Here is a 26639-nt window from a genome sequence, read left to right as displayed (position 1 = left end):
CAGTTTTTCCGGAGTGACGATGTCAGGACTGCGCGCCCAAAAGAAAGCCGACAAAAACCGCCGTATTCTCGAGGCGGCGACGACCCTTTTTCGCAAGGTCGGATATGACAGTGCGCGCATCGAAGACATTGCCGAAATGGCGGGTGTATCTGTCGGGACGTTTTATAACTACTTCAAAAACAAGGGCGATATGCTGATGGCCACGGTCTCGATGGAGGTCGAGGAAGTCCTTGCCGCGGGGGACGCGATCATTGCGCGCGACCATGATGAAGTCGCACCCGCCTTATCGGAGCTGATCGGGAAATATTACGATCACTCTTTGACTTATCTTTCCAAGGAGATGTGGCGCACGGCGATGTCGCTGTCGATTGCGCAGCCCGAAACGCCGTTTTCAAAACGCTACACCGCCCTTGATCATCGCCTGTCCAAACAGGTCTGCGATCTGATTCGTGCCTTGCAACAACGCGGTATTGTACGAAGCGAGGTCGATTGCGACGCGGTGGGCGAACTTTTGTTTAACAATGTGAATATGATGTTTATCGAGTTCGTCAAAGACGAGGACATGGATGTCAATGGCCTTAAGGCAAGCGTGGCAAAGCAAAATTTGCCTGTGGCATCACTGATGTCCGTTGGTGCTGACTGATCTGTCATTCAGTTTATCAGTGCAATCACCGGCTTTCTACAAGGCACCGCATTGGGGGCCGGGCACCGGTTTCCATGCCGATTTTCGTATCATAAGCACCGGATCAAGAGATTCTCGTTAAATCAATCTGTTACTCCGATTGCCACTTTTGCGGCATGCTGTGCAAAAAAGATCAATATTTGCTTGCAAATAGAAATAGTTACCCCTAAAAATTGAATGCTAATTTAGGGGGTGCTTATATAATGTTTCTTTTCGTAGCTGTAAAAGAGCATGTTTCGCGTCATATGAAAGCGGCACTCCGCATGCAATGCGTGTCCGGTCGTGGGGTGCGTGATGCCCGGCAATTGCTTGCACTAATAGTGTTTTGTCTTGTTGCTGGCCTCGGCATGGCGCCAAGCAGCGTTCATGCCGCAACAGTGACTTGCACCGGCGCAGCAGCCGATAGCCCGCTTAACAGAACAACTATTCTTTATTCTTCTGCGGCCAAGACGTGCACCATTGAAAATAATACGCAAGGCCAAGGTCTAGGTGATATTCTGTTTGAGACAACAGCCTCAGCCGCTAACGCCCAATTCTTTTCCGATAGCAATTTAGATACGACACCAGGGAATACAGATCATCTTGGATGTACAATCGGTGATTTGGGTACGGTGACGGCTGGGGGGGTATGTAATGACACATCTGTGGCCGATGGAACCTATACAAATACTCTCAAGGCCAATGTTTCCGCAGGTGTTGTCGCCACAATGACGGTAAACTTCACGGTTTCCGGGACGACTAACGTTGATATTACCTCTGCCAGTGTTTCGCTCCCTGACGAAGAATCTTCCTCTTCCTCATCCAGTGAATCTATCTCCCACCAATTGCAGGCTTCTGTATCGCGGTCTCAGGCGACGGTTGTTGGCAAGAATTTCGAGACACGCGTTCTTGCCATTTCGCGGGCCCCCGCCAGGGGTGGTATCGCTGCGCCAAACACGGGTGGTGTTCCTGCCCCGACGACCGGTGATCAACCTTCGTCCAGCAGTTTCTCGGCCCCTGCCAGTTCGACGACCGCAGCGAAGCCAGCGATGGTTATGAAGTCGCGTGGCACCTCGCTGCGTGAATTGGCCATGCAGGCCTCATTTGATAGCTCGCAAACCACGCTGTCAGCCGCCGGTGATGCGAACACGGGCGATGATCCGCTGCGCGGGATCGAGCAAAGCCTGGGTCTGCTGGCCGATAGTGGTTTTACGGTCTGGGGACACGGGTCTTACACCTCGGTCGATAATGACCGGAACAATGCTGCGGGTGACAGCCGCTATGACGGGGATGTGTGGGGCTATAATCTTGGCGTTGATATGCGTTTGCGCCCGGAACTGGTTGGCGGTATCTCGATGGGATATTCGCAAACGGCCCTGACCACCACGTATAATTCCGGCTATTACGACGAAACCAACTGGACGCTTTCGCCCTATGTTGTCTATCAACCGGCCGACGGCGTGACGCTTTCGACCATTATTGGTTACAGCCTTGGCGATATTGACCTGAGCCGGGATAGCTCGGTCAGAGGCAACACTGATTCAGGTATGTGGTTCGGGTCGCTCAGCGGGGCCTATGTCCTGCGCCCGTCAGAAACATTGCCGTTGGATGTGACCGTCAATGTCAGCTTCATGGCGGCGCGCAAAACCGTTGATGGCTATACCGAAAGTGACGGCACACAGGTTGGCAAAACCGTGTCCAACACCCGCCGTCTTAAGCCGGGGGTCGAGGCGGCCTATAGCTTTGACGCGGCAGGCACCACGTTGCAGCCATTCGCCAAAACAGATTTCGTCTATGACATGACCGATGAAACAAACGGTGACAAGACGGCATTTAATCTGGGTGGGGGGCTTCGCATCATATCAAGTGCAACCGGGCTTTCCGGTTCTATCGAAGGCGAGCAGCAATTGGGCACCGATGATTATAGCGAATACACCATTGGTGGCCTGATCGCTTATACATTTGCGCTCAGTGGCAGCGAGGGGACTTCGCTTGGCATTGTATCGCCCTATGTTCGAAGCAACTTCAACCCCGACAGCGGCCAGACCTTTGGGACCGGGTTCACCTTCACCGCCGAAGATGGTGCATTTAGCAGCGAGGTCAACCTGACCCACACCAATGCGGTTTCCTCTAGCGAAACGGTGGCGCAGGTTTCTGTCGCCTTTCCGTTCTAGGGGCGGGGGTATGTATCACAATTGATGGCGATATGCGCGTTCCTGTATCGGCTTGTTCGATCTGTTCCTGATCAAGCAAGTTTCTTCCATGATGTGTCTTTTTTGACTGTTCTCCTTCGTGATTGGGGGCGATTGGGGATGGTCGTGTGTCGAAGCAAAAATCCTGTAATGGATTGTGATTAAAAATAAAAAACTAAAAATTTGAAGTTCAAATGTGGAAAGTGTTGAGGGTATTTCACATGTTTAAGGCGACAACGGACGGTTTTCGATCTGGAAACGCAGAGAACAGATTAAATGGAATGGCCGGGCGTGGCTGGTGTAATGTTTGGCAATTACTTGCCTTGAGCGCGTTCTGCCTTGTTTTGGGCAGCGGTATCGTGTCTTCGGGTGCGCAGGCAGCGACCATCACCTGCACCGGGTCCAATACTGATACAACTGACTCATCTGTTCTTTTTGATGTGTCTGGGAGCGCTTGTTATATTGCCGATGGTTCTCTAGGTGTTGGAGTAGGGGATTTGTATTTTGCCGCCAGTATTGACGGAAGTACCCCGCCTGACCCGCCAAGAGTTTCCTTCAGCGCAGACAATGATTTGAATGGTTCTCTTGCGAAAACGGATCATCTTGGCTGCACAATAGGTGATTTGGGAACGGTGGCAGCCGGTGCCAACTGCGAAGACTCAGAGGCAGTCGATGGAACCTATACAAGTACGGTCAAGGCAACAGTTTCGGCTGGTGTTCAGAAAATCTTGACTGTGAACTATACGGTTTCCAGTGGCGCACTTGATATTACCTCGGCCAGTGTTTCCGACCCTGCTGTGGCATCTTCGTCCTCGTCTTCCTCATCCAGTGAATCTATCTCCCAGCAATTGCAGGCTTCTGTATCGCGGTCTCAGGCGACGGTTGTTGGCAAGAATTTCGAGACACGCGTTCTTGCCATTTCGCGGGCCCCCGCCACGCGTGGTATCGCTGCGCCAAACACGGGTGGTGTTCCTGCCCCGACTACAGGCGACCTTCCTTCGTCCAGCAGTTTCTCGGCCCCGGCCAGTTCGACGACCGCAGCGAAGCCAGCGATGGTTATGAAGTCGCGTGGCACCTCGCTGCGTGAATTGGCCATGCAGGCCTCATTTGATAGCTCGCAAACCACGCTGTCAGCCGCCGGTGATGCGAACACGGGCGATGATCCGCTGCGCGGGATCGAGCAAAGCCTGGGTCTGCTGGCCGATAGTGGTTTTACGGTCTGGGGACACGGGTCTTACACCTCGGTCGATAATGACCGGAACAATGCTGCGGGTGACAGCCGCTATGACGGGGATGTGTGGGGCTATAATCTTGGCGTTGATATGCGTTTGCGCCCGGAACTGGTTGGCGGTATCTCGATGGGATATTCGCAAACGGCCCTGACCACCACGTATAATTCCGGCTATTACGACGAAACCAACTGGACGCTTTCGCCTTATGTCGTCTATCAGCCAGCCGACGGCGTGACGCTTTCGACCATTGTCGGTTACAGCCTTGGCGATATTGACCTGAGCCGGGATAGCTCGGTCAGAGGCAACACAGATTCAGATATGTGGTTCGGGTCGCTCAGCGGGGCCTATGTCCTGCGCCCGTCAGAAACATTGCCGTTGGATGTGACCGTCAATGTCAGCTTTATGGCGGCGCGCAAAACCGTTGATGGCTATACCGAAAGTGACGGCACACAGGTTGGCAAAACCGTGTCCAACACCCGCCGTCTTAAGCCGGGGGTCGAGGCGGCCTATAGCTTTGACGCGGCAGGCACCACGTTGCAACCATTCGCCAAAACAGATTTCGTCTATGACATGACCGATGAAACAAACGGTGACAAGACGGCATTTAATCTGGGTGGCGGGCTTCGCATCATATCAAGTTCAACCGGGCTTTCCGGTTCTATCGAAGGTGAGCAGCAATTGGGCACCGATGATTATAGCGAATACACCATTGGTGGTCTGATCGCTTATACATTTGCGCTCAGTGGCAGCGAGGGGACTTCGCTTGGCATTGTATCGCCCTATGTGCGTAGCAACTTCAACCCGGACAGCGGCCAGACATTTGGTACCGGGTTCACCTTCACCGCCGAAGATGGTGCATTTAGCAGCGAGGTTAACCTGACCCACACCAATGCGGTTTCCTCTAGCGAAACGGTGGCGCAGGTTTCTGTCGCCTTTCCGTTCTAGGGGCGGGGGCATATCAACTCAATATGCCCGTCATGATATGCGTAATGCGGGTTGATACATGAAGCGGGGGGCTATCCCCCCGCTTCAGTTATGTTCTTGTAATGCTGTAACGGCGTTGCGGCTTACATATAAAAACCTGTTTTTGGTCCTTAATCATTGCCCTTGGGCCTCAATCGCACGTCAGGTTGATCTGATCCTTGCTGTTGACGGGGATGCGTCTTAAGTTAACGCAAACGTCAACCTCTGTTGCAGGGCAAAAATGAAGTTTCAGGGTACGGAGAATTATGTCGCGACCGAAGATCTGATGGTCGCGGTGAATGCGGCGATCACGTTGCAGCGTCCGCTTTTGGTCAAGGGGGAGCCGGGCACAGGCAAGACGGTTCTGGCCGAAGAAATTGCAAAATCACTGGGCAAGAAACTGATTACATGGTCGATCAAATCGACCACCCGTGCCCAGCAGGGGCTTTATGAATATGATGCGGTGTCGCGTCTGCGCGACAGTCAGTTGGGCGATGAGCGTGTCCATGATATTGCCAATTACATCGTCAAAGGCAAGCTGTGGGAAGCGTTTGAAGCAGATGGTGACGCGCCGGTTTTGTTGATTGATGAAATTGATAAGGCCGATATCGAATTTCCCAACGACCTGCTTCAGGAACTCGATCGCATGGAGTTCTTTGTCTATGAGACCCAGCAGACCGTCAAGGCGACCAATCGCCCGATTGTGATCATCACATCGAACAATGAAAAAGAACTGCCTGACGCGTTTTTGCGGCGCTGTTTCTTCCATTACATCCGCTTTCCCGATGCCGATACCATGGCCGAGATCATCGAGGTGCATTATCCCGGCATCCAGAAACGTCTGGTTGCCGAGGCACTGAACCTTTTCTATGACATGCGCGAGGTGTCGGGGCTTAAGAAAAAGCCATCAACCTCGGAGCTTCTTGACTGGTTAAAGCTGCTGATGGCCGAAGATCTGCCGCCCGAAGCGCTTCGTGCCAAGGATGCCAAGACCGCCGTGCCGCCAATGCATGGCGCGTTGCTGAAAAACGAGCAGGACGTGCATCTGTTTGAACGGCTTGCCTTCATGGCGCGGCGCGAAGGGCGCTAGTTCCCGCGTTAATAGGCCGGGAAGGTCGCCTTCATGGCGGTTTCTTCAGCCCGGATGCGACGCCAGAGGATGGCGGCATAGATCGGCAAACCAACGATCAATGTGCCCCACGCCTGAAGGGCAAGGCCAAAGCCCAGCAATTCAGGGGCGATGTTCAGGAAGTAATTGGGATGCTTGCAGATTTTATAAAGGATGCTGGTGCGGATTTCGTGATGGGGGGCGATGATCAGTTTGATCGTCCACAGATCACGCAAGGTCGCAATCACGCCGGCAAGCACGACAATCGACACAATCCACAAACCGATCCCGACATAGGTCACGGTATCGATGGGGGCTGCGCGATAGAAGCCTTCGACAAAGCAGGCAAGGTAAAAGCCAATATGGGCAATGGTCAGAAGCCTCGTCGTTCCGCTGCCATGTTCGGTCGCACCGGCAGCCCGCAGGCGCGCTTCATTGCGTTTGGAAATGCCAAGCGTCACAAAGCGGGTGATTGCGGCAATGATCACAAAGCCATAGAGAAAATCAGTCATCAAAAATCTGCTCGCGAATTTATTGTTGTTACGCCGGGGCTGGATCGCCCGGCTTTTGCGCGCGCAACGTGCCCGAAGGATGCGTCTTTGTGCACTATTCGGTTGTATGGAAAGCCGTCAAATACCGTAAAGGTTTTGTCTGTAGCAGTGGGTCGCGCGGCTGGAGCGGGAAGGTTCTGATGTTTATTGGCTTTTTCTATAAGCTGAAAGATGCACGCGTTCCGGTCAGTTTGCGCGAATATTTGACCTTGCTTGAGGCTGTTGAGAAGGGCTTGGCAGGCTATTCGGTTGAGGATTTCTATTATCTGGCGCGCTCGGCCTTGGTTAAGGATGAGCGGCATCTTGATAAGTTTGATCGTGTGTTTTCCGAGCATTTCAAAGGCGTGATCGATTTGGCTGAGGGTATGGACGAGGTCGAGCAGACTGAAATCCCCGACGAATGGTTGCGCAAGCTTGCCGAGAAATTCCTGAGTGACGAAGAAAAGGCCGAGATCGAGGCACTTGGCGGTTGGGAAAAATTGATGGAGACGCTGAAACAGCGTCTTGAAGAACAAAAGGGCCGCCATCAGGGCGGAAATAAATGGATCGGCACGGCCGGGACATCGCCGTTTGGTGCCTATGGCTATAACCCCGAAGGGGTGCGGATCGGGCAGGATAAATCCCGTCATCGCCGGGCGGTCAAAGTCTGGGATAAGCGGGAATTCAAGAACCTTGATGACAGTGTCGAGATCGGCACCCGCAACATCAAGGTCGCACTTCGGCGCCTGCGCAAATGGGCACGGACAGGGGCGGCGGACGAGCTTGATCTACCGGGTACCATTACATCCACTGCACGTCAGGGCTGGCTTGATGTTCAGATGCGCCCGGAACGTCATAACGCCGTCAAGGTGTTGATGCTGTTTGATGTTGGTGGGTCGATGGATGATCACATCAAGGTCTGTGAAGAGCTGTTTTCAGCCGTCAAAACCGAGTTCAAGCACCTTGAATATTACTACTTCCACAACTGCCCCTATGAAGGATTGTGGAAGGACAATACGCGGCGCTGGAATGATCAGGTTTCGACATGGGATGTGATCAATACTTATGGCGCGGACTACAAGCTGGTGATCGTTGGTGATGCCACCATGAGTCCCTATGAAATCACCTATCCGGGCGGGGCGGTGGAATACTGGAACGCCGAAGCCGGTGCTGTCTGGATGCAGCGATTGCTTGATCATTTTGAGCATGCGGCCTGGATCAATCCGCAACCGGAAAACTGGTGGCGGCACCATCAATCGATCCAGATCATGCACAAATTGATGGAAGGGCGGATGTTCCCGCTAACCCTTGACGGGCTTGATCGCATGACCGGGGAACTTAACCGCTAGACCGGCGTTTTGACCCTAGGTAACAGTTTGATGAAGATTGCGTGCAAGACGCGGGGATGCGTTTTTGTAATACCAAACCCCGCCTATAGTCCTTGATCACAAAAGGACACTGGATAAGGAAACCCGGGATGCAGATGAGCAAATTGATCAAGTCGACCCTGCTTGCGTTTGGCGGGCTTGCCGCCGCAACCTTGATGCCTGTGACTGGTGCGATGAATTCGGCCAATGCACAGGCACTTGATCAGGAAATGGTGGTGATCGCCCATCGGGGTGCGTCGGGATATTTGCCCGAACATACCCTGCCGGCCAAGGCGTTGGCTTATGGCATGGGAGCCGATTACATCGAACAGGATGTGGTTCTGTCCAAGGATGGTGTGCCGGTCATCCTGCATGACATCCATATCGATACCACCACCGACGTTGCCAAAAAATTCCCCGATCGCAAACGTGAAGACGGGCGTTATTACGCGATTGATTTCACGCTGGCGGAGCTCAAGACACTTAATGTGACCGAACGGTTCAAGGCCGATACCGGCAAACAGGTCTATGAAGACCGCTTCCCGGGCGATTTCGGCATGTTCAAGATCCCGACCCTTGAAGAAGAAATCAAACTCGTTCAGGGCCTGAACCATTCCACCGGGCGTGATGTCGGCATCTATCCGGAAATCAAGGACCCGGCCTTCCACCACGCTGAAGGACAGGATATCGCCAAGACCGTCATCACGGTGATGGAACAGTGGGGTTATAACAACCCGGATTCAAATGCCTTTGTGCAGTGTTTTGACTGGTCGGAAACCAAGCGTATCCGTGAAGAGCTGAACTATCAGGGCAAACTGGTGCAGCTTCTCGGTGAAAACCGTTGGGGGCCGCCGGAAGGCACGGATTACGACTATCTGAAATCCGATGAAGGCGTTGTTGAAATGGCGCGCGTTGTTGATGGTATCGGCCCGTGGTTGCCACAGGTGATCAGCGGGCTGAGCGAAAATGGTACGGCGATTATGACGCCGACCCTGATTGCCGCCCAGCGCGCGCAATTGAAGGTGCATCCCTATACGCTTCGGGCCGATCAGTTGCCGAAATGGGCGGGGGATATGCAGATCGCGCTCAAGGCGATTTTCGATGATGCCGGGATTGATGGCATCTTCACCGATTTCCCTGATCAGGTTGTTCAATACCTCGCGCGCAATCCGGATGCGTGATCGGGATCGCATTTGCTAGCGAACAGTCTGTTTCCAAGGTGGCCGTTATCAGAGGTTTGATCTTGAAACATTATATGCGGTGACAAATTCAACCAAGGAGGATGACATGGCTAAAGTACTGGTACTTTATTATTCGATGTATGGACATATCGAAACTATGGCCAATGCCGTTGCCGAGGGTGCACGTGGTGTTGCCGGAACGCATGTTGATGTCAAACGTGTGCCTGAAACCATGCCCGAAGATGTTGCAAAGGGCGCAGGTGCAAAGCTTGACCAGGTTGCGCCGGTTGCCGAAGTTTCCGATCTTCCGCAATATGACGCGATCATCTTTGGGGTGCCGACCCGCTTTGGTAATATGCCTGGTCAGATGCGGACCTTCCTTGATCAGACCGGTGGTCTTTGGGCAAAGGGTGAGCTGATCGGCAAGATCGGTTCTGTCTTTACATCGACCGGCACTCAGCATGGCGGTCATGAAACAACCATCACCTCGACCCATACGACCTTGTTACATCAGGGTATGGTGATTGTTGGTGTGCCTTACAGCTGTTCCGGTCTAACTAATATGGACGAAATTACTGGTGGTTCACCTTATGGTGCAGGCACGCTCGCCGGTGCCGACGGTTCGCGTCAGCCGTCCGCCAATGAACTGGCTATCGCCAAGTTCCAGGGCAAGCATGTTGCAGAACTTGCAGCGAAGCTTGCGGGCTGATTTCAGCCGCTCGTTCAAGCGATCAAGGCAGTGCAGGGTTCCTGCGCTGCCTTTTTTGTTGCCATTTGATAAACAATCAGATGCCTGATTGGGTCTTGTTCGGCGACAGTTTTGTGCGACCATGCGTGTCATGAAAATTTGTCAGGCAGGATTGCCGATGGCACAGGAGTTTTTGAAATGTCTGAAACTGTGAAAAATGCACGGGCTGTTGAGCGGGTCTTGCGCGCGATGGATACGTCGGATGGTGCGGGGGTGTCGCTGCGCCGTTCGATCGGGACGCCGCAGCTTGATATGCTTGATCCGTTTCTGATGCTTGATTCACTCTCGACCGATAATCCGGATGAGTATATCGCGGGCTTCCCCGAGCATCCCCATCGCGGGTTCGAGACCGTGACCTATATGGTCGAAGGTGCGATGCGCCATAAGGACAGCATGGGCAATGAGGGTGTTTTGCGTTCGGGCGGCGGTCAGTGGATGACGGCTGGAAGCGGGATCGTGCATTCCGAAACACCTGAGCAGGAAAACGGTCTTTTGCAGGGCTTCCAGCTTTGGATCAATCTGCCCGCCAAGGACAAGATGATCGATCCTCGCTACCAAAATATGGAGCCTGATGAACTGCCGGAAATCGCGCCGGCTGAGGGGGCGCAATTGCGTCTGCTTGCCGGGTCAATGCATGGAGCAACCGGCCCGATCAATGGCATTTCGACCGACCCGGTCTTTGTCGATGCCAAGCTTGATGCCGGGGCGGAAGTCACCGTTTCGCTGCCCGAGGGTCATACGGCGGTGGTCTATGTCTTTGTCGGTGACGCGGTTGTTGGTGGTAAGGATGTCCCGACCCATCACCTGGCGATTTTGAAAGACGGCGATGGTCTCACGCTTAAAGGCGGGGTTGATGGTGGCCGGATGCTGGTGATTGCCGCACGCCCGATCCATGAACAGGTTGTGCGCTATGGCCCGTTTGTGATGAGCAGCAAGCAGGAACTGATGCAGGCCTTTGACGACTATCAGCGCGGCACTTTTGTCCGTAAGGCTGCTTCCTAAGTAAGGCGAATCTCGCAACGCGTTAGCGAGAAGACATCGCTATCACGAAAAAAGAAAGCCCCCGCCATATCATTGGCGGGGGCTTCTTTGATTGGCAAACTGCCAGTCTGATCAGAATGATCAGGCCATTGCAGCTTTCAGACCTTCATCCAGTTTGTCGAGGAACTGGTTGGTGGTCAGCCATTTCTGGTTCGGGCCGATCAAGAGAGCCAGATCCTTGGTCATGAAGCCGGCTTCGACGGTGTCGACGCAAACTTTTTCAAGGGTTTCAGCAAACTTGACGACTTCCGGGGTACCATCGAATTCACCACGGTACTTAAGACCCTGCGACCAGGCAAAGATCGACGCAATCGGGTTGGTCGAGGTTTCTTTGCCCTGCTGGTGCTGACGATAGTGACGGGTCACGGTGCCGTGTGCAGCTTCTGCTTCAACGGTCTGCCCATCCGGGGTCATTAGAACGGAGGTCATCAGACCGAGCGAGCCGAAGCCCTGTGCAACGGTGTCGGACTGAACGTCGCCATCATAGTTCTTACAAGCCCAAACGAAACCACCGTTCCATTTCATCGCACATGCAACCATGTCATCGATCAGGCGGTGTTCGTAGGTGATGCCAGCAGCTTCGAACTTGTCTTTGAATTCGGTCTGGAAGACTTCTTCGAACAGGTCCTTGAAGCGGCCATCATAGGCTTTCATGATGGTGTTCTTGGTCGACAGGTAAACCGGCCAACCGAGCGACAGACCATAGTTCATGCAAGCACGTGCGAAGCCCTTGATGGAATCGTCAAGGTTGTACATCGACATGGCAACGCCCGAGGACGGGAAGTCGAAGACTTCGTGCTCGATGGCTTCGCCACCGTCTGCCGGCTGGAACTTGATGGTCAGTTTACCTGCGCCCGGAACCTTGAAGTCGGTCGCGCGGTACTGGTCACCAAATGCGTGACGGCCGATAACGATCGGCTGGGTCCAACCCGGAACCAGACGTGGAACGTTCGAGCAGATGATCGGCTGACGGAAAACGGTACCGCCAATGATGTTACGGATGGTGCCGTTCGGCGACTTCCACATCTTTTTCAGACCAAATTCTTCAACGCGCTGCTCATCAGGGGTGATGGTTGCGCATTTGACACCAACGCGGTGTTCCTTGATGGCGTTTGCCGCATCAATGGTGATCTGGTCGTCGGTCTCGTCACGTTTCTGAACCGAAAGATCGTAGTATTTCAGGTCAACGTCGAGATACGGCAGAATCAGTTTGTTTTTGATGAAGTCCCAGATGATCCGGGTCATCTCATCGCCGTCAAGTTCGACGATCGGATTCTTAACTTGAATCTTGCTCATAGAATACTCCCTTGCTGGCCGCGGCCGATATACAGCGCGGCTGCCATTCAAGATGGTTAAATCTCTGTCTTCCGGCGCGCGAGGGAGCGCCCTGGCCGCGTCGGGAGTGCGCAACATACAGTAAGCCACCAGAAAATCAAAGAGGGCTGGGATACAACAATGTGATGAGGGGCACGAAACCCGGAAACCCGCGCCTTACCGTGGCCTGATCTGGCGATTTTTGTTGCCAAAAAGATCAATAATCCTGATCGTTTAGGCAAATTCGACGAGACGTTCGAAAAAACGTTCTATCGGCTTCACGCGATTGATTTTTCTGATCCGGATCAATGACGGGACGGTCAGTTAACCGATATCGTGATGGTAATGCCGGTGAACAGGGGGAGACTCCGGTAACCGGGACTCCATCAAAGGGGAACTGTCATGAACATGACAAATGAAAACATCATCGTCCTGATCACCTGCGTGGTTGGTTTTTGCCTGCTTGGTTTTGGCTTTACCAACCGTGATCGTAATTGGGGTGTGGTGATGATGTGGGTCGGCATTCTGACCATGCTTGGTCCGATTGCCTGGCGGTTGCTGACCCTGTTTGACTAATGGGGGCGACGGCATGGAAAACGGGGTCGGGGGACCATGTTTTTCCTGTTCGCAAACCGCACGTCAGCTGGATTTCAATCCAGCAACCTCAGGGTCAATACCATAGCCCCGCAGGAACATGTCCACAGCAGCAATCACATGAGCATGGAGATCCTTCGCCTGCGGTTCCCATCCAACATAGGTCATCTGGCGGAAGTCATAGTCAGATTTGATTAGGCTGACAAAGAATGCTGCAGCTTGAACGGGGTCTTCGTCGGGGAAATTACCTTCACTTATCTGACGTTCGAAGTACGAAATAATCCTTTTCCTGCCCGTCATCAGTCCGGTTTCATAAAATACTTTTCCCAAATGGGGAAAACGCGGAACTTCGGAAAGAAATAATCTGAGATAGCGGATTGCGTCTGACGTGGTCAGGACCGTCATGAGGGTTTCGCCAAATTCGATCAAGGCGTCTCGCATCGGTTTTTGTGACATTGCCAAATCGGACATGATCGATGTGATGCGGCCCGTGCAATCGCGAATGACAGCCTCAAACACGCCGTCCTTATTGCCAAACAGCTCGTAAATCGTTCGGCGCGAACCGCCGGCCTCGGCCGTGATCATTTCCAGTGTCGTGCCCGCAAGCCCGTGTTCGCAAAACAATTCTCGCGCGGCCTCTATTATGGCTTCACGACGTTTCAGGGTTCTGGGATCAATCGTTTTTTCGTCTGACACAGAGTTTTTCCGATTCAAGGCTTGACGTTTGGTACTGATTGGTACCATAAATTCGTAAATGGTACTGATCAATACCAAAAGGAAAAATCAGGCAATGAGTGTGAAGAAAATCATCCTGCCCCTGATCGCAGCAGCGATTATCGGTGGCGGTGGATATTACGGGTACTATTGGGTGACCGAAGGTCAGTACCATGAAAGTACCGATAACGCCTATCTGCAGGCTGACGAGGTCGCCGTATCGCCCAAGGTATCGGGATATGTTGGTGATTTGCGGGTGGCGGAAAACCAGCCGGTGCACAAGGGCGATTTGCTTCTGACCATCAAGGATGAGGATTTCCGCCTTGAACTGGCCGAGGCCGAAGCAGCCCTTGAAGCGCGCCGGTCTGCGGTTGGCACCATGGAAGAACAGATCACCCTTCAGGATGCAGCGATCAAGCAGGCAGCAGCCAACGTCGATATCGCACGCGTCGAGCTGGAACGCACCAGTGATGATTTCAAACGCTATGACGATCTGGTCAAAAAGGGTGCGGCCAGCCGTCAGAAATTTGATTACGCCAAGGCCGATCGCCAGACCGCTCAGGCACAGGTGGCCGCAGCCAATGCAACTTTGGCCGTCGAAAAAGGCCGTCTTGGCGTGTTGCGCGCTCAGAAGATCGAGGCCGAACGTGCCGTAAGACAGGCCGAAGCCGCCCGTGATCTTGCCCAGCAGGCGCTTGATGATACGCGCATTTACGCGCCGTTTGATGGTGTTGTCGGCAACCGTTCGGTTCAGACCGGTGCCTTGGTGCAGCCGGGCGAACAGCTTCTGGTGCTGGTGCCGCTTCCGGGTACTTATATCGTTGCCAATTTCAAGGAAACCCAGATCAGCCACATGGCACCGGGCCAGAAGGTCGCGGTTGAGGTCGATGCCTTCCCCGATGCCGAGATTATCGGCCATATCGCAAGCTTTGCACCTGCTACAGGTGCGCAGTTCAGCCTGTTGCCGCCGGAAAATGCCACCGGGAACTTCACCAAAATCACCCAGCGTGTCCCGGTTCGGATCGAGCTTGATGACAGCAAATGGGCCAAGGCATTGCGACCGGGCCTGTCGGTGGTGGTCAATGTCGATACCCGTAATGCCAATGGCGAGGAAGAAACCGCCGGCGTTGGTCTTGCGCAGGGTGTGGTTCCGACGGCGGAACTTTCGGAGCTTAACTGATGGCAACCGCCAGCCCGGCAGCGACCGGCCAATCTGAAACACGTCCGATGGAAACCGCCCAGTTTGTCGGCTGGGTCGCGATGGTTGTCGGCATGTTTCTGGCGATCCTTGATATTCAGATCGTCGCCAGTTCGCTTGAAAACATTCAGGCGGGCCTGTCGGCAAGCCCCGATGAAATCGGCTGGGTCCAGACGAGCTATCTGATTGCCGAAGTGGTGATGATCCCGCTTTCGGGCTTTTTGTCGCGGCTGATGTCAACGCGCTGGTTGTTCGTGATTTCCGCCCTTGGCTTTACGGTGATGTCGGTGGCATCGGCCTTTGCCTGGTCGATTGAAAGCATGATCTGGTTCCGCGCGATGCAGGGGTTCCTTGGTGGGGCAATGATCCCAACCGTATTTGCCACGACCTACATCATCTTCCCGCCGGAAAAGCGCAATGCGGCCTCGGTCATGACCGGGTTGATCGCCACCATGGCCCCGACGATCGGCCCGACCCTTGGCGGGTTCCTGACCCAGTCATTGTCCTGGCACTGGTTGTTTCTGATCAATGTCATTCCCGGCCTGATGATTGCGGCCGTCGTTGCCATGACGCTGCGCGTTGATCGTGGTGATATTGGGCTGCTCAAGGGGTTTGATCTGCGCGGGCTTTTATCGATGGCGGTGTTTCTCGGCAGTCTGGAATATGTCCTGGATGAAGGGCCCAAGAATGACTGGTTTGATGAAACCGCCATCATCTATGGCACAATTACCTGCGTCCTTGCCGGGATCTATTTCTTCTGGCGGATGTTTACCTATGACAAGCCGATTGTGGATCTGAAATCCTTTGCCGATCGCAACTTCACCATGGGCTGTGTGTTCAGCTTTACGCTTGGTGTCGGGCTGTATGGCAGTGTCTATGTCATGCCGCTGATGCTGGGACGCGTGCGGGGCTATGACAGTCTTGAGATCGGCGTGATCATGGCAGTCACCGGGATTACGCAGTTCCTGTCGGCACCGATTGCCGGGAAGATGACAGCGAAATATCCGCCGCGTGTCGTGCTAGGCATCGGGCTTGCGCTGTTTGCCGCCGGCCTTGCCATGCACGGGTTTAACACCAGCGAGGTTTCCTTTAACGAGCTGATCTGGCCGCAGGTTGTGCGCGGGGCGGCGTTGATGTTTTGCATGTTGCCGGTGACCAATCTGGCGCTTGGGACCTTGCCGCCGGAAAAGATCAAAAACGCCAGCGGGCTTTATAACCTGATGCGAAATTTGGGCGGGGCGATTGGTATGGCTGCGATCAACACGCTGCTTGATAAGCGGATCGATTATCATTTCTCGATCCTGTCTGATCACATCAACCCGGCCAGCACCGCGTTCAAGGATTATCTTGCGACCATCACAGCGCGATATAGCGAGATGGGCCTGCCCGACCCGCATGCGGCGGCCATGAAATTCATCGTCGACATTGTTAATCGCGAAGCCTCGATCATTTCATTTAATGACGTCTATCTGGCGATGGCGGCAGCCTTCCTGATTGCGTTTCTGTTACTGCCCTTTGCCAAGCCCCCACGCGCCATAGCAGGCGGGGGTGGCGGCGGTCACTAACCGCCTTTGGAATATTCGAACCGGTCGCACAGCGTTCCCCCGACCCCTGCAAGCATATGCTTGCGTGCGACCGTGCCGGTCCCTGCTCCGCAGGGGCCGGTTTTCTTTGTGGACTATTGGCAGAAGAAAAACCCCGCCATCTTTGTCTAGCGGGGTTTCGGAAGTTCGGTTTAGCTATGATCAGTTGGCGATCATGGCTTCCGGCTTTGGCGTATCCGCGGAGCTGACCGGCAGGATCGGATAGGTGACCTGCGGTTCCTGACCTGTCAGGGTCTGAAGGAAGGCGGTGATCGCCTTGACTTCGTCATCAGACAGTTCTGCACCCAGCTGCGAGCTGCTCATGATCGCGACCGCCTGTTCCAGATTCCAGACCTTGCCGGAATGGAAGTAAGGTGCGGTGAGTGCGATATTACGCAGCGGACCTGCACGGAAGACATAGTCATCCGTTGCCGTCTGGGTGACAGCAAAGCGGCCCTTGTCATCTGGCGGCAGGACTTCGGAACCCGGCTGTTCGACAACACCGAACGGATAGTAGCCGGTACCGCCTACATTCACACCGTTGTGGCACGATGCGCAGCCGGTATCGATGAACAGTTCAAGACCGGTCATCTCGGTTTCGGTAATGATGGTGTCGTTGCCTTCAAGGAACTGGTCAAACCGGGATGCCGGGGTGATCAGGGTTGCCTCGAATGCCTCGATGGCCTTTGCCATATTGTCAAAGGTGACCGGATCGTCTTCGCCCGGGAATGCCGTTTTGAAATGTTCGACATATTCCGGGATCGATTTCAGGACAGTAACAACGCGATCAGGTGTGCTGGCCATTTCAACGCCGGCCTGAACCGGGCCTTTGGCCTGTGCCTTGAGGTCTTCTGCACGGCCGTCCCAGAACTGGGCTTCGTTGAATACGGCGTTCAGCACCGTCGGAGCGTTACGCGGGCCTTTCTGCCAGCCATGCCCGATGGAGGTTTCCAGGTTGTCATCACCACCCATGCCAAGGTTATGGCAGGTGTTGCACGAAATGATCGCACTGGAAGACAGACGCGGTTCAAAGAACAGCATCTTGCCCAGTTCAACCTTTTCACGGGTGACGGCATTGCCTTCGATGGCCGGGACCATCGACGGAATGACTTCAAAATATTCCAGCGCACTTTCACGAAGTTCTGCTGGTTCTGCCGCGATTGCCGCACCGCCAAGGGCACATGCCGCAACGGTGGACAGGAGGGCTTTGGTTAGAAGTTGACGGGATTTCATTTGGTCTCTCCCATTTTGGTGGTCTGGCTACTACACCAAGAACGGGGTTGCACAACCCTGATATATATCAACTTTTTGAACAAATATTTGTATATTCAAATTATTTAATTTTAAGTTCAATAATGATAAGTCGCAACTGGCATTTATCGGGGTGAGTGTGACAAAGAAAACGCCCGGGTGGAAAGGCCCGGGCGTTGATGCCTTTCGGGGATGACGCCGAAAGGCGCAAGATGTTGCTGCCACACAACGAACGGGGGGAGATCGCGTGGCTCTTCGCGCTTGGGGCACGGAGATACATCCTGCAGGGATCAGTTGCAGGATTCAGTCTGATGTAATCGCACTACGATGAAAAGAGATCGAGAACACACCTTGCCTTCGGTCATAACGGGCAGACAAAAAAACCCCGTTGCCGCGGGAAAGGGCAACGGGGTGGTTGGTCAGTACAGCATCAGGCCACGCCAGGTTCAGGTGAGTTCTTCCTCAGCTTGGAAGATATTCCTGGCTCCAGGACTCACTCAGGTCGCCAGATTTCAGCATGGCTTCAATTGCCTGATCGGCATAGCCTAGATCCTGCAGGATCGCGCGTGTTGACGTGCCAAACTTTTCCGAAGGGGAAAGGGCGACCACTTTGGAACGGGTTGTACGTACCGCATATGGATCAAGCTGGATGATCTCATGCCCGCTGGGATGGTCCGGATAGACAGAGAAGGAATAGCTCCCCCTGTCTGTGCCCGGGGTGCCATCGGCCTCACGCGTGTTTTCGGCGCGCAAGGCATCAATGTTGTCGCAGATGGCAGCCCCGATATCCGCCGCATGCAGGCGTTCGATCCATTCGGTTGCCGGCATGGTCTGGAAGGCCGTCGCAAGATAGACCGCGCGTTCTTCCGCCGGGATGTCGGGTAAATCTTCGAGGCCTTCGACATTGCGAAACCGTGGCAAATCGTCTTCATATGCACTGAGCAGCACATAAATCCCCGATGCAGTGCTGTAGAAGCGATTCAGATCGTCATTGCCGTTCATTTCCGGGCCGGAAGGTTCATTAAAGAGTCCGCGCCCGCGGTAGTCATAGGCAAAGGGTATCTGCAACAGGCCGCTATTGGCGGTAAGTGACGTACGTCCCCGCCCGATACGTCCGAACCGGTATTTCTGATAGAGTGCGGCCGCAACGGCAAGGGCCCCGCCAAAGCCGCACATAACATCAATCGTGCCAACATGGGCGTGTTCTTCGGGGCGATCCATTGCCCCGCCAAATCGCAACATGATGCCGGTTGCGGCCTGCACTAGATCGTCATAACCGATATAGTCGGTGCGCACACCGCGGTTGACGCCACTGAAACAGTCGAGTTTGCAGAAAATGGCATTGGGATTGAGCTTGCGAAGTCTTTCCGCATCAAGTCCCATGCGCTTGACCTGACTGTCCGGGGCGTTCCAGATGATGACATCAACCGATTTCACCAGGTCTTCAAAGACCTTGCGACCGTGCTCTGATCGAATATCTGCCAGAATTGATTTCTTGCCACGCATCTGGGACAGACCGTAAACGACGGTGTTCCAGCTGTCATACATCGGAACGGCAGGATCAAGTTTGATCACCTCTGCGCCAAACCGTGCGAGGTAACAGGCTGAATGTGGTCCGGCAATGACGTTGCAAAGATCAAGAATCTTGACGCCAGTGAGCCAGCCTTCCTGTTCAACGGCTTCTGATGGATCGGGGATTTCGGTCCGGTGTTTTTTGAGGATTTTAAGCGCTTCGTTGAAATCGACCCAACGACGCGGTTCGGGTTTAAGCGCCTCTTCACCGCTTTCTTCCATCCAGACGACGGGGCCGGGTGTGGTCATTTCGCCATATTCCGGGTCCCAGGTATCGATCATCAGGCCGGATCCTTCGGCATATTCGTCATGGATCCATTCCTGCAGCCAACGTTGTGGCGCACCGGGAATGCCGCCGCGACCAAACATCTTTTTCCATTCATGCGATGTTCGGGTCATGAAGACTTCCTTCATGCGCGCAGCAATTTTGTCAGCCCAGTCCTTGGGCATGGGATAGACGCCAAGTGACGTTTCAGATTCCCATTCACATTGCGGTTTGTAGGTATCGTCTTCTGACGTCAGGCCCTCGGCAACCAGTTCATCATAGATGCCAAGAACTTCGAGGCAGCGTTTTGCGTGATGTTTGTGGCTTGGGCAAACCACATAGAACATCCGGCCGTCCTTGCACATGTAGCTTCTGAAAAACGGATCAAGAAGTTCTTGCAGTTCCTCATAGCTGACATTCATCGGCAGACCTTCGATACGTCTGCGTTCGATTTCCAGTTCGCGCTGGGTCAGATAGCGTTTGGGAATGTCAGATATCTTGATCGAGTTATAGCAAAGCCCTTCCATGATGGCGGCGGCCAGCGGTACTTCAATCTGATCGCCCAATCCGGTGATTTGACGCGACTGCAGAGCGAGAACAACCGAAGACGCCGCAATCTGCGCCGCATAAGCCGACGACAGCGGCAACGGCGAAAATGACGGGTTCAGGCCCATCAGTACTCGGTTAAGCCCCATATCGGTAAAGACGCCGGAACTGGCGGCGACGATGCTTTCAAATGCACGCTGTTCGCGGCGCTCTTCATCGTTGGATGCAAAACCCGGAACCGAAAGGGTGATCAGTTCTGGTCGTTCCTTGCGCATCTCGGCAAAATCAAAGCCAAGTTTGGCAAATTTGCCGGGCCGAAAGTTTTCAATGATGATGTCGGCTTCAGCACACAATGCGCGCGCCTTTTCAAGGCCTTCATCGGACTTAAGGTCCAGATTGACGATCACCTTGTTTCGGTTAAGCGTCGCGTTTGCTGGGCTGTCCCACATCGGGCCAGTTGGCGGGTCGATATGAACAACCGTCGCACCAAGATCACCAAGCAACATCGCCACAGCCGGGCCTGCAATATACTGGCCAAAATCGATAACCTTGACCCCTGTCAGAGGGAGTTGGGAAAACCGGGTATACATTTATCCTCCGAAGTCTGCTTGTGTGTGGGGCAGGGGGAGCTGCAGATAACGGTTACTGACCAGACAAGATCCAGCCAGCGGCTTTTTCGGCGATCATGAGGGTCGGTGAATTGGTATTGCCGCTGGTGATTTCGGGCATCACGGATGCATCGATAACGCGTAAACCACCAATCCCTTTCAGGCGAAGATGCGGGTCAAGCACGGCGGACGCATCATCCGCGTGACCCATCTTGACCGTCCCTACCGGGTGGAAGATCGTTGTTGCGATGTCACCAGCCAGCTTGGCCAGTTCTTCATCGCTTTGATATTGCACACCCGGTTTGAATTCATCGGGCTGATACTTCGCCATCGCCGGTTTTGACATGATGTCGCGGACCTGCCGCAGGCTGTCGGCGGCCACCTTGCGGTCTTCGTCGGTATCAAGGTAATTGGGGGCGATTTGCGGCGGGGTACGAAAATCGCCGGACTTGATCTGAATGGTGCCGCGGCTGGTCGGGTTCAGGTTGCAGACCGACACCGTGACGGCGGGAAAATCATGAAGATCACCGCCAAAGGCCTCAAGGCTGAGCGGCTGAACATGATATTCAAGATTTGAATATTGCCGATCGGGATCAGATCGGGTGAAGGCACCCAGCTGGCTGGGTGCCATGCTCATCGGACCGGAGCGGTTCAGAAGATATTCCAAACCAATTTTCGCCTTGCCAGCCAGACTGTTGGCAAGCGTGTTGAGCGTTTTGGCGCCTTTCACCTTGAAAACGGCACGAATTTGCAAGTGATCTTGCAAATTTTGTCCGACACCGGGGGCATCTGCCACAACATCAATACCATGCTGTTTCAAAAGCGCTGCCGGGCCGATGCCCGAAATCTGCAAGATTTGCGGCGAATTGACCGCGCCGGCACACAGAAGCGTTTCCTTGGCGGCCGTCATGGTTTGCGCGGTGCCGGCCCGGTTGATGACCGCCCCGGTACAGATTTTCTGACCATTGGCATCACTCCCGAAGGTCAGTTTTTCGACTTGGGATTCCGTCCAGACCGTCAGGTTGCTGCGCGATTTGACCGGACGAATGAATGCCTTGGATGTGTTCCAGCGCCATCCAGAGCGCTGATTGACTTCAAAATAGCCGATGCCGGTATTATCGCCGTTATTGAAATCATCGGTTGGTTCAATGCCGTTTTCACCAGCAGCCTGAATGAAGCTGTCGAGCACATCCCAGCGCAGGCGCTGCTTTTCAACGCGCCATTCGCCCCCGCTGCCATGCATCTCGGAAAAAGGCTTGCCATTGCTGGCCTGCGGGCTCGCACCGCCATCAAGTTTGTAGTGATTTTCATGGCGCTTGAAATCGCTCAGCACGTTTTGCCAGTTCCAGGCATCATCACCGGTCAGCTTGGCCCAATTGTCGTAATCACGTGCCTGGCCGCGCATATAGATCATGCCGTTGATTGATGAACATCCGCCAAGCGCCTTGCCACGAGGATAACGCAAAACGCGCCCGTTCAGCCCCTTGTCGGGTTCGGTTTCATACATCCAGTCGGTGCGCGGATTGCCAATGCAATAGAGATAGCCCACCGGAATATGTATCCACGGGTAATTGTCGGCTTTGCCAGCTTCGAGCAGGAGCACATTGTTCTTGGGATCCGCACTCAGCCGGTTTGCAAGGAGGCTGCCTGCGGTGCCAGCCCCGATAACGATGTAATCGAACGTTGGAATGGTTGCGGTCATAACAATGTGCCTCCCGGTCGGCGCTTTTATGGGCCGGGCTGTCCGCACGAAGAAGCCGTCAAACGCGCCGTCAAACGCAAAGTCCGAAAGGCTGTCTTGATCGTCGCCTGACCTGTTTGGTGTCAATCGGTTCCCGGTGATTCTAGAAATCGACCAGAACCCGAAATTCAATTAAGGCGTGAAGTGATGCACAAATCTAATGACAAAACACGAATAGCAATATTAGTGTTTTTTATATGACCCGCTTTTCAAACATGAACATGTTGCTGGCTTTTGTCACCGTCGCACGCGAGGGCAGTGTGTCGCGCGCTGCATCGGTGCTTAATCTGACGCAACCTGCGATCAGCCATCAGATCAAACGTCTTGGCGAGGAAACCGGGATTACCCTGTTCAAGCGCACGTCCACAGGGTTGCAGATTACAGCTGATGGCCAAGCCATGCTGACAAAGGCCGAACAGGTCATTGAGGCCATGGACGAGTTTCGGCGAAGTGCACGTCAGCGCGCTGGTCGTGTCAGCGGGAAGCTACGGCTTGGCACCATCGTTGATCCGGAATTCATTCGGCTTGGCCGGATGTTAAGCCAACTGCGCACCGACTTTCCCGACATCGAGACGGAGCTGGCCCACGGTGTCAGCGGAAATATGCTGGCAGGCGTGCTGCGCAATCAGATCGATGCCGGGTTTTATCTGAGCGGGCCAGACGTCGCCGCTGATATTGCCGCCGAGACGTCAGAGGCCATTCACGCCATAAAACTAGCTGACTTCAATTATCGCGTGATCGCCCCGGTGGGGTGGGAAAGCCGGGTCGAAAATGCCGACTGGGCGTCCTTGTTAAAGCTGCCATGGATTGGCACAACGCAGGCCTCAGTTCATTCGCGCTTGCTTAGGCGCATTTTTGACGAGTTTGAATGCACCCAAAACTCGGTTGCGCTGGTGGATCAGGAGGCATCCATGCTTGAGATGGTCCGGTCCGGTGTCGGGTTGAGTTTGTGCCGTGATTCCATTGCACTGCACGAAAAGCAGACCTTTGGGCTTGCTGTCTGCAATTCGGTGTCCATCCCGGCCTGCCTTAGTCTGATCACGACAGAACGAAAGCGCGAAACGCCAACGATAGCAGCGCTTTTCGAAGTGTTGGATTCAACCTGGTAAAAAGGGGCTGACAGAGTTTTAGCGAATGCCTGCGCGCAGGAACGCTTGAATGAATTGCCGCTGGAAAATCAGAAATGCAATCAGAAGCGGGGCAATGGTCATGATGGTTGCGGCACTGATGACCGAAATATCGACCCCGGTTTCCGGCGCACCAAACAGTGACAACCCGACTGTCAGCGGCCGTGTTTCCGGCGAGTTGGTCACAATCAACGGCCACAGGAAGTTGTTCCAGTGCGTGGCAATCGAGACCAGCGCATAGGCGAGATAAACCGGCTTGGCGGCGGGCACATAAACTTTCCAGAGAACACCCATCCAACTGCATCCCTCAATCCGTGCGGCTTCTTCAAGTTCAACCGGCACGGATTTGAATGCCTGCCTTAACAGGAAAATGCCAAACGCACTGGCCATATAGGGCAGGCCGATGCCAAGGGCTGTATCAAAAAGCCCAAGCTTGGAGACGATGGCGTAGTTTTCGACAATCAGGACTTCCGGCAGGATAAAGAGCTGCAGTAGAACGAGGATAAAGACCGTATCGCGGCCCTTGAATTCGAACCGCGCAAAGGCAAACCCGGCAAGGGTACACAGCACCAGCTGACCCGCAAGGATCAGGGTGACGAGGATCACGGTATTGGCAAAATACCCGCCCCAGGGCACCGCCCCCCAGACATAGGTGAAGTTCACAAACGTCAGCGGGTTGGAGAAATCCAGACCAAGGGCCGTGCCCGATGGCTGTAATGCCGCCCAGGCAGCAAACAGCAACGGTGAAATCCAGACAATCGCGAGAACCCAAGCACCAAGCGCATCAAGCAGCTTGTCGAAATCGGGCAGGGTGAGTTTGGTGTTTGCAACGGTGGTGTCTGTGTTCATCGGTAGTGGGTCCGTTTTTCAACCAGTCGGAACTGCGCGACGGCGACAAGGCCAAGGGCGAGTAGGACAAGGATGGTCATGGCGGCGGCATGTGGGCTGTCGAAATAGGCAAATGCCATTTCCCAGACCCAATAAAGGATCAGTTTGGACGCGTTGTTAGGGCCGCCCTTGGTCAGGATGAACAGATGGTCGATCAGTTTGACCGAATTGATCATCGCATTGACGAACACAAAGATCGTGGTCGGCATCAAAAGCGGCAGCAAAACACGGCGTGTATAGGTCCAGCGACCAGCCCCTTCGATCCGGGCGGCTTCACGAAGGTCCGGCGGAATGGTCTGAAGCGCGGCGAGGTAAAAGATCATGAAGAAGCCGGCTTCTTTCCAGATCGTCACAATGATGACGGATGCTAGTGCCGTTTCGGGCTGGCCCAGCCAGTTCGTCGGTGATGCCCCGAAAAAGCCGGTAATCTGGTCAATCACACCAAGATCAGGCGTATAGAAAAACAGCCACAGATTGGCCGCGGCAATCATCGGCAAAATGGTCGGGGTGAAATAGGCACTGCGCACGAACGAGCGGGCCGGGATATGGGCATTGGCCCAAAGCGCCATGACCAACGCAAACATGATCGAAACCGGAATGGTCACCCCGGCATAAATCAGGTTGTTGGTCGCAACCGTCCAGAAGGTCGGATCAGCAAACAGATCGCCATAATTTTCAAACCCGGCAAAGACCGACGGGCGGCGTGACGTGCCGCGCGTAAACAGGCTGTGCCAGAAGGTCGCAATGGCCGGGTAAAAGGCAAACAGGCTCATCAGGGCCAGTGCCGGTGCGGCCAACATCCAGCCATAAAGCGCAAGTCTGCGTTTTTGAAGTCGGGCCATTTCGTTCATGGTCGGCACGTCCTGCAATCAAAACGGATAAATAAAATCATCAAAGAAAAGGTGCCGAAGCGGGAAATTCCCCGCTTCGGCGTGCAGATCGGGCGTTCTTAGTGGAAGGCCCGCAGAAGACGGTTGGCTTCGGCCTGGGCATCGCCAAGGGCCTCTTCCGGGGTTTTCTCGCCGGTCAGGGCCGCCTGGATGGCGTTGTTCAGACCTTCGCGGACACGTGCGGTGTCATAGGTCGAGAACTCGGCAACCGAAACTTCAAGCTGATCGCGGGCAACCAGTGCCGGCGGGAAGTCCGCGACATAGGACTTCAGCGCATCGGTTTCGTAGGCCGCCGGGGTAACACCGACATAACCGGTCGCAATCGACCATTCTGCGGCACGTTCCGGTGCGGTCATGTATTTGATCAGAGCCAGCGATGCTTCTTTCTGCTCGTCAGTAGAATCCTTGAACAGGTAGAAGTTGCCGCCACCGGTCGGCGAGCCCGGCTGTTTGTGTTTCGGCAGCATGGCAACGCCGAAATCAAACTTTGCTTCGCGCTTGACAGCCGAAAGGTTGCCGGTTGAATGCCACATCATGGCCGTCTGCCCCTGAACGAAGGCCTGACGGAGCGTGCCCCATTCAATGGTGCCTTCCGGCATGATTTTTTCTTCGGTCGCAAGGTCGCGCCAGAACTGAAGCGCCTCAACAACGGCCGGATCATCGAAATAGGTTTCGGTGCCATCACCGCTCATCAGTTCCTTGCCGTTCTGGATGGCAAAGCACTGGAACATCCAGTACGGATACCCGGTCGAAGGAACCATCAGGCCCCATTTGCCGTCTTTCGAAAGCGCCTTGCCGGTGGAAACCAGTTCTTCCCAGGTTTGCGGCGGCATTTCCGGATCAAGACCGGCTGCGCGGAACATGTCCTTGTTGTAGTACATGACAATGGTCGAACGCTGGAACGGGATGCCCCAGGTTTTGTCATCGACATTGCCATTGGCCATCAGCGCCGGATAGAAGCCGTTCAGCCATTCCTTGTCTTCTGCGGTTTTGACAACGTCATCAAACGGGACAATCAGGTCCTGTTCGATCAGGTCGTACACGTCGATCGAGAACATGACCGAAAGCTGTGCTGGATCGCCGCTTTTGATTGCGGAAACCGCACGCAGACGGGTGTCGTCATAGTTGCCGGCATAGATGGCGTTGACTTTGACGTCCGGGTTTTCGGACTCAAAACCTTCGATCATGCCGTCAATGACGTTGGTCAGCGGGCCGCCAACAGCGATCGGGTAATACATGGTCAACTCGGTGGCGGCAAAGGCCGGGCTTGCCGCCGTTGCCATCAGTCCGGCTGCGATTGCAGCACTGGTTACGATGTTACGCAT

At 54.3% G+C, this 26639-nt stretch carries 21 protein-coding genes; 12 read left to right on the top strand and 9 right to left on the bottom strand.

Annotated features, from left to right (window positions below):
- The first annotated feature begins 19 nt into the window (after positions 1-19).
- From UF64_RS15515 to UF64_RS15500, 4 genes are all read left to right on the top strand, one after another.
- On the top strand, positions 20-643 hold the full coding sequence (locus UF64_RS15515) for a TetR/AcrR family transcriptional regulator (RefSeq protein ID WP_044829497.1): 624 nt from the start codon (positions 20-22) through the stop codon (positions 641-643).
- A gap of 746 nt (positions 644-1389) precedes the next feature.
- Positions 1390-2835, top strand: a complete 1446-nt coding sequence (locus tag UF64_RS15510; protein ID WP_161794629.1) for an autotransporter outer membrane beta-barrel domain-containing protein — start codon at positions 1390-1392, stop codon at positions 2833-2835.
- Positions 2836-3485: 650 nt separating this feature from the next.
- A complete protein-coding gene (locus tag UF64_RS15505) occupies positions 3486-5030 on the top strand; it encodes an autotransporter outer membrane beta-barrel domain-containing protein (protein WP_044829495.1) in 1545 nt (514 codons plus the stop codon).
- A gap of 259 nt (positions 5031-5289) precedes the next feature.
- Positions 5290-6138 (top strand): MoxR family ATPase, encoded by an 849-nt coding sequence (locus UF64_RS15500; protein WP_044829494.1) that lies wholly within the window; start codon positions 5290-5292, stop codon positions 6136-6138.
- 8 nt (positions 6139-6146) lie between these two features.
- On the opposite strand, the gene UF64_RS15495 is transcribed toward UF64_RS15500, so the two are convergent.
- Entirely contained in the window at positions 6147-6668 is a 522-nt protein-coding gene (locus UF64_RS15495) for an isoprenylcysteine carboxyl methyltransferase family protein (protein ID WP_044829493.1), read from the bottom strand.
- Positions 6669-6847: 179 nt separating this feature from the next.
- Between UF64_RS15495 and UF64_RS15490 the strand changes: the two genes are divergently transcribed.
- The 4 genes from UF64_RS15490 (at position 6848) to UF64_RS15475 (ending at position 10984) form a co-directional block, all read left to right on the top strand.
- A complete protein-coding gene (locus UF64_RS15490) occupies positions 6848-8035 on the top strand; it encodes a VWA domain-containing protein (protein WP_044829596.1) in 1188 nt (395 codons plus the stop codon).
- A 134-nt stretch (positions 8036-8169) separates the two neighbouring features.
- Complete coding sequence (gene glpQ, locus UF64_RS15485; protein ID WP_235285097.1) at positions 8170-9234, top strand: glycerophosphodiester phosphodiesterase; 1065 nt, start codon at positions 8170-8172, stop codon at positions 9232-9234.
- A 106-nt stretch (positions 9235-9340) separates the two neighbouring features.
- Positions 9341-9943: an NAD(P)H:quinone oxidoreductase gene (gene wrbA / locus UF64_RS15480; RefSeq protein WP_044829594.1), complete on the top strand. Its 603-nt coding sequence runs from the start codon at positions 9341-9343 to the stop codon at positions 9941-9943.
- Between the two features lie 177 nt (positions 9944-10120).
- A complete protein-coding gene (locus UF64_RS15475) occupies positions 10121-10984 on the top strand; it encodes a pirin family protein (protein ID WP_044829492.1) in 864 nt (287 codons plus the stop codon).
- Between the two features lie 120 nt (positions 10985-11104).
- Here the strand turns inward: UF64_RS15475 and UF64_RS15470 are convergent, their stop codons facing one another.
- Entirely contained in the window at positions 11105-12319 is a 1215-nt protein-coding gene (locus UF64_RS15470; RefSeq protein WP_044829491.1) for an NADP-dependent isocitrate dehydrogenase, read from the bottom strand.
- Positions 12320-12739: 420 nt separating this feature from the next.
- Here UF64_RS15470 and UF64_RS20735 point away from each other — a divergent pair, with 420 nt between their 5' ends.
- Entirely contained in the window at positions 12740-12913 is a 174-nt protein-coding gene (locus tag UF64_RS20735) for a hypothetical protein (protein ID WP_200892686.1), read from the top strand.
- Positions 12914-12976: 63 nt separating this feature from the next.
- Here UF64_RS20735 and UF64_RS15465 read toward each other — a convergent pair whose 3' ends face one another.
- Entirely contained in the window at positions 12977-13627 is a 651-nt protein-coding gene (locus UF64_RS15465) for a TetR/AcrR family transcriptional regulator (protein WP_044829593.1), read from the bottom strand.
- A 94-nt stretch (positions 13628-13721) separates the two neighbouring features.
- Between UF64_RS15465 and UF64_RS15460 the strand changes: the two genes are divergently transcribed.
- A complete protein-coding gene (locus UF64_RS15460; RefSeq protein ID WP_052657670.1) occupies positions 13722-14825 on the top strand; it encodes an HlyD family secretion protein in 1104 nt (367 codons plus the stop codon).
- The gene (locus UF64_RS15455; protein WP_082049812.1) at positions 14825-16408 is read left to right on the top strand and encodes a DHA2 family efflux MFS transporter permease subunit; all 1584 of its coding nucleotides are present in this window, start codon (positions 14825-14827) and stop codon (positions 16406-16408) included. The genes UF64_RS15460 and UF64_RS15455 overlap by 1 nt, the downstream gene beginning before the upstream one ends.
- A 180-nt stretch (positions 16409-16588) precedes the next feature.
- Here UF64_RS15455 and UF64_RS15450 read toward each other — a convergent pair whose 3' ends face one another.
- The 3 genes from UF64_RS15450 to UF64_RS15440 form a co-directional block, all read right to left on the bottom strand.
- Positions 16589-17659, bottom strand: a complete 1071-nt coding sequence (locus UF64_RS15450) for a cytochrome-c peroxidase (protein ID WP_044829488.1) — start codon at positions 17657-17659, stop codon at positions 16589-16591.
- 480 nt (positions 17660-18139) lie between these two features.
- Positions 18140-20650, bottom strand: a complete 2511-nt coding sequence (locus UF64_RS15445; RefSeq protein WP_044829487.1) for a CoA transferase — start codon at positions 20648-20650, stop codon at positions 18140-18142.
- Between the two features lie 52 nt (positions 20651-20702).
- Positions 20703-22370 (bottom strand): GMC family oxidoreductase, encoded by a 1668-nt coding sequence (locus UF64_RS15440; RefSeq protein WP_044829486.1) that lies wholly within the window; start codon positions 22368-22370, stop codon positions 20703-20705.
- A gap of 236 nt (positions 22371-22606) precedes the next feature.
- Here UF64_RS15440 and UF64_RS15435 point away from each other — a divergent pair, with 236 nt between their 5' ends.
- Positions 22607-23518: a LysR family transcriptional regulator gene (locus tag UF64_RS15435; RefSeq protein ID WP_044829485.1), complete on the top strand. Its 912-nt coding sequence runs from the start codon at positions 22607-22609 to the stop codon at positions 23516-23518.
- Positions 23519-23536: 18 nt separating this feature from the next.
- Here UF64_RS15435 and UF64_RS15430 read toward each other — a convergent pair whose 3' ends face one another.
- The 3 genes from UF64_RS15430 to UF64_RS15420 form a co-directional block, all read right to left on the bottom strand.
- On the bottom strand, positions 23537-24385 hold the full coding sequence (locus UF64_RS15430) for a carbohydrate ABC transporter permease (protein ID WP_044829484.1): 849 nt from the start codon (positions 24383-24385) through the stop codon (positions 23537-23539).
- Positions 24382-25275, bottom strand: coding sequence for a carbohydrate ABC transporter permease (locus UF64_RS15425; protein ID WP_044829483.1), 894 nt, complete (start codon positions 25273-25275; stop codon positions 24382-24384). Before UF64_RS15425 ends, UF64_RS15430 begins: the two co-directional genes overlap by 4 nt.
- Positions 25276-25373: 98 nt before the next feature.
- Positions 25374-26639, bottom strand: a complete 1266-nt coding sequence (locus UF64_RS15420; protein WP_044829482.1) for an ABC transporter substrate-binding protein — start codon at positions 26637-26639, stop codon at positions 25374-25376.

The organism is Thalassospira sp. HJ (assembly GCF_000948415.1).
In the GTDB taxonomy this organism is placed as follows: Bacteria; Pseudomonadota; Alphaproteobacteria; order Rhodospirillales; family Thalassospiraceae; genus Thalassospira.
Note: the sequence above shows the minus strand (reverse complement) of the source record. Positions and strands in the feature narration are given on the sequence as shown.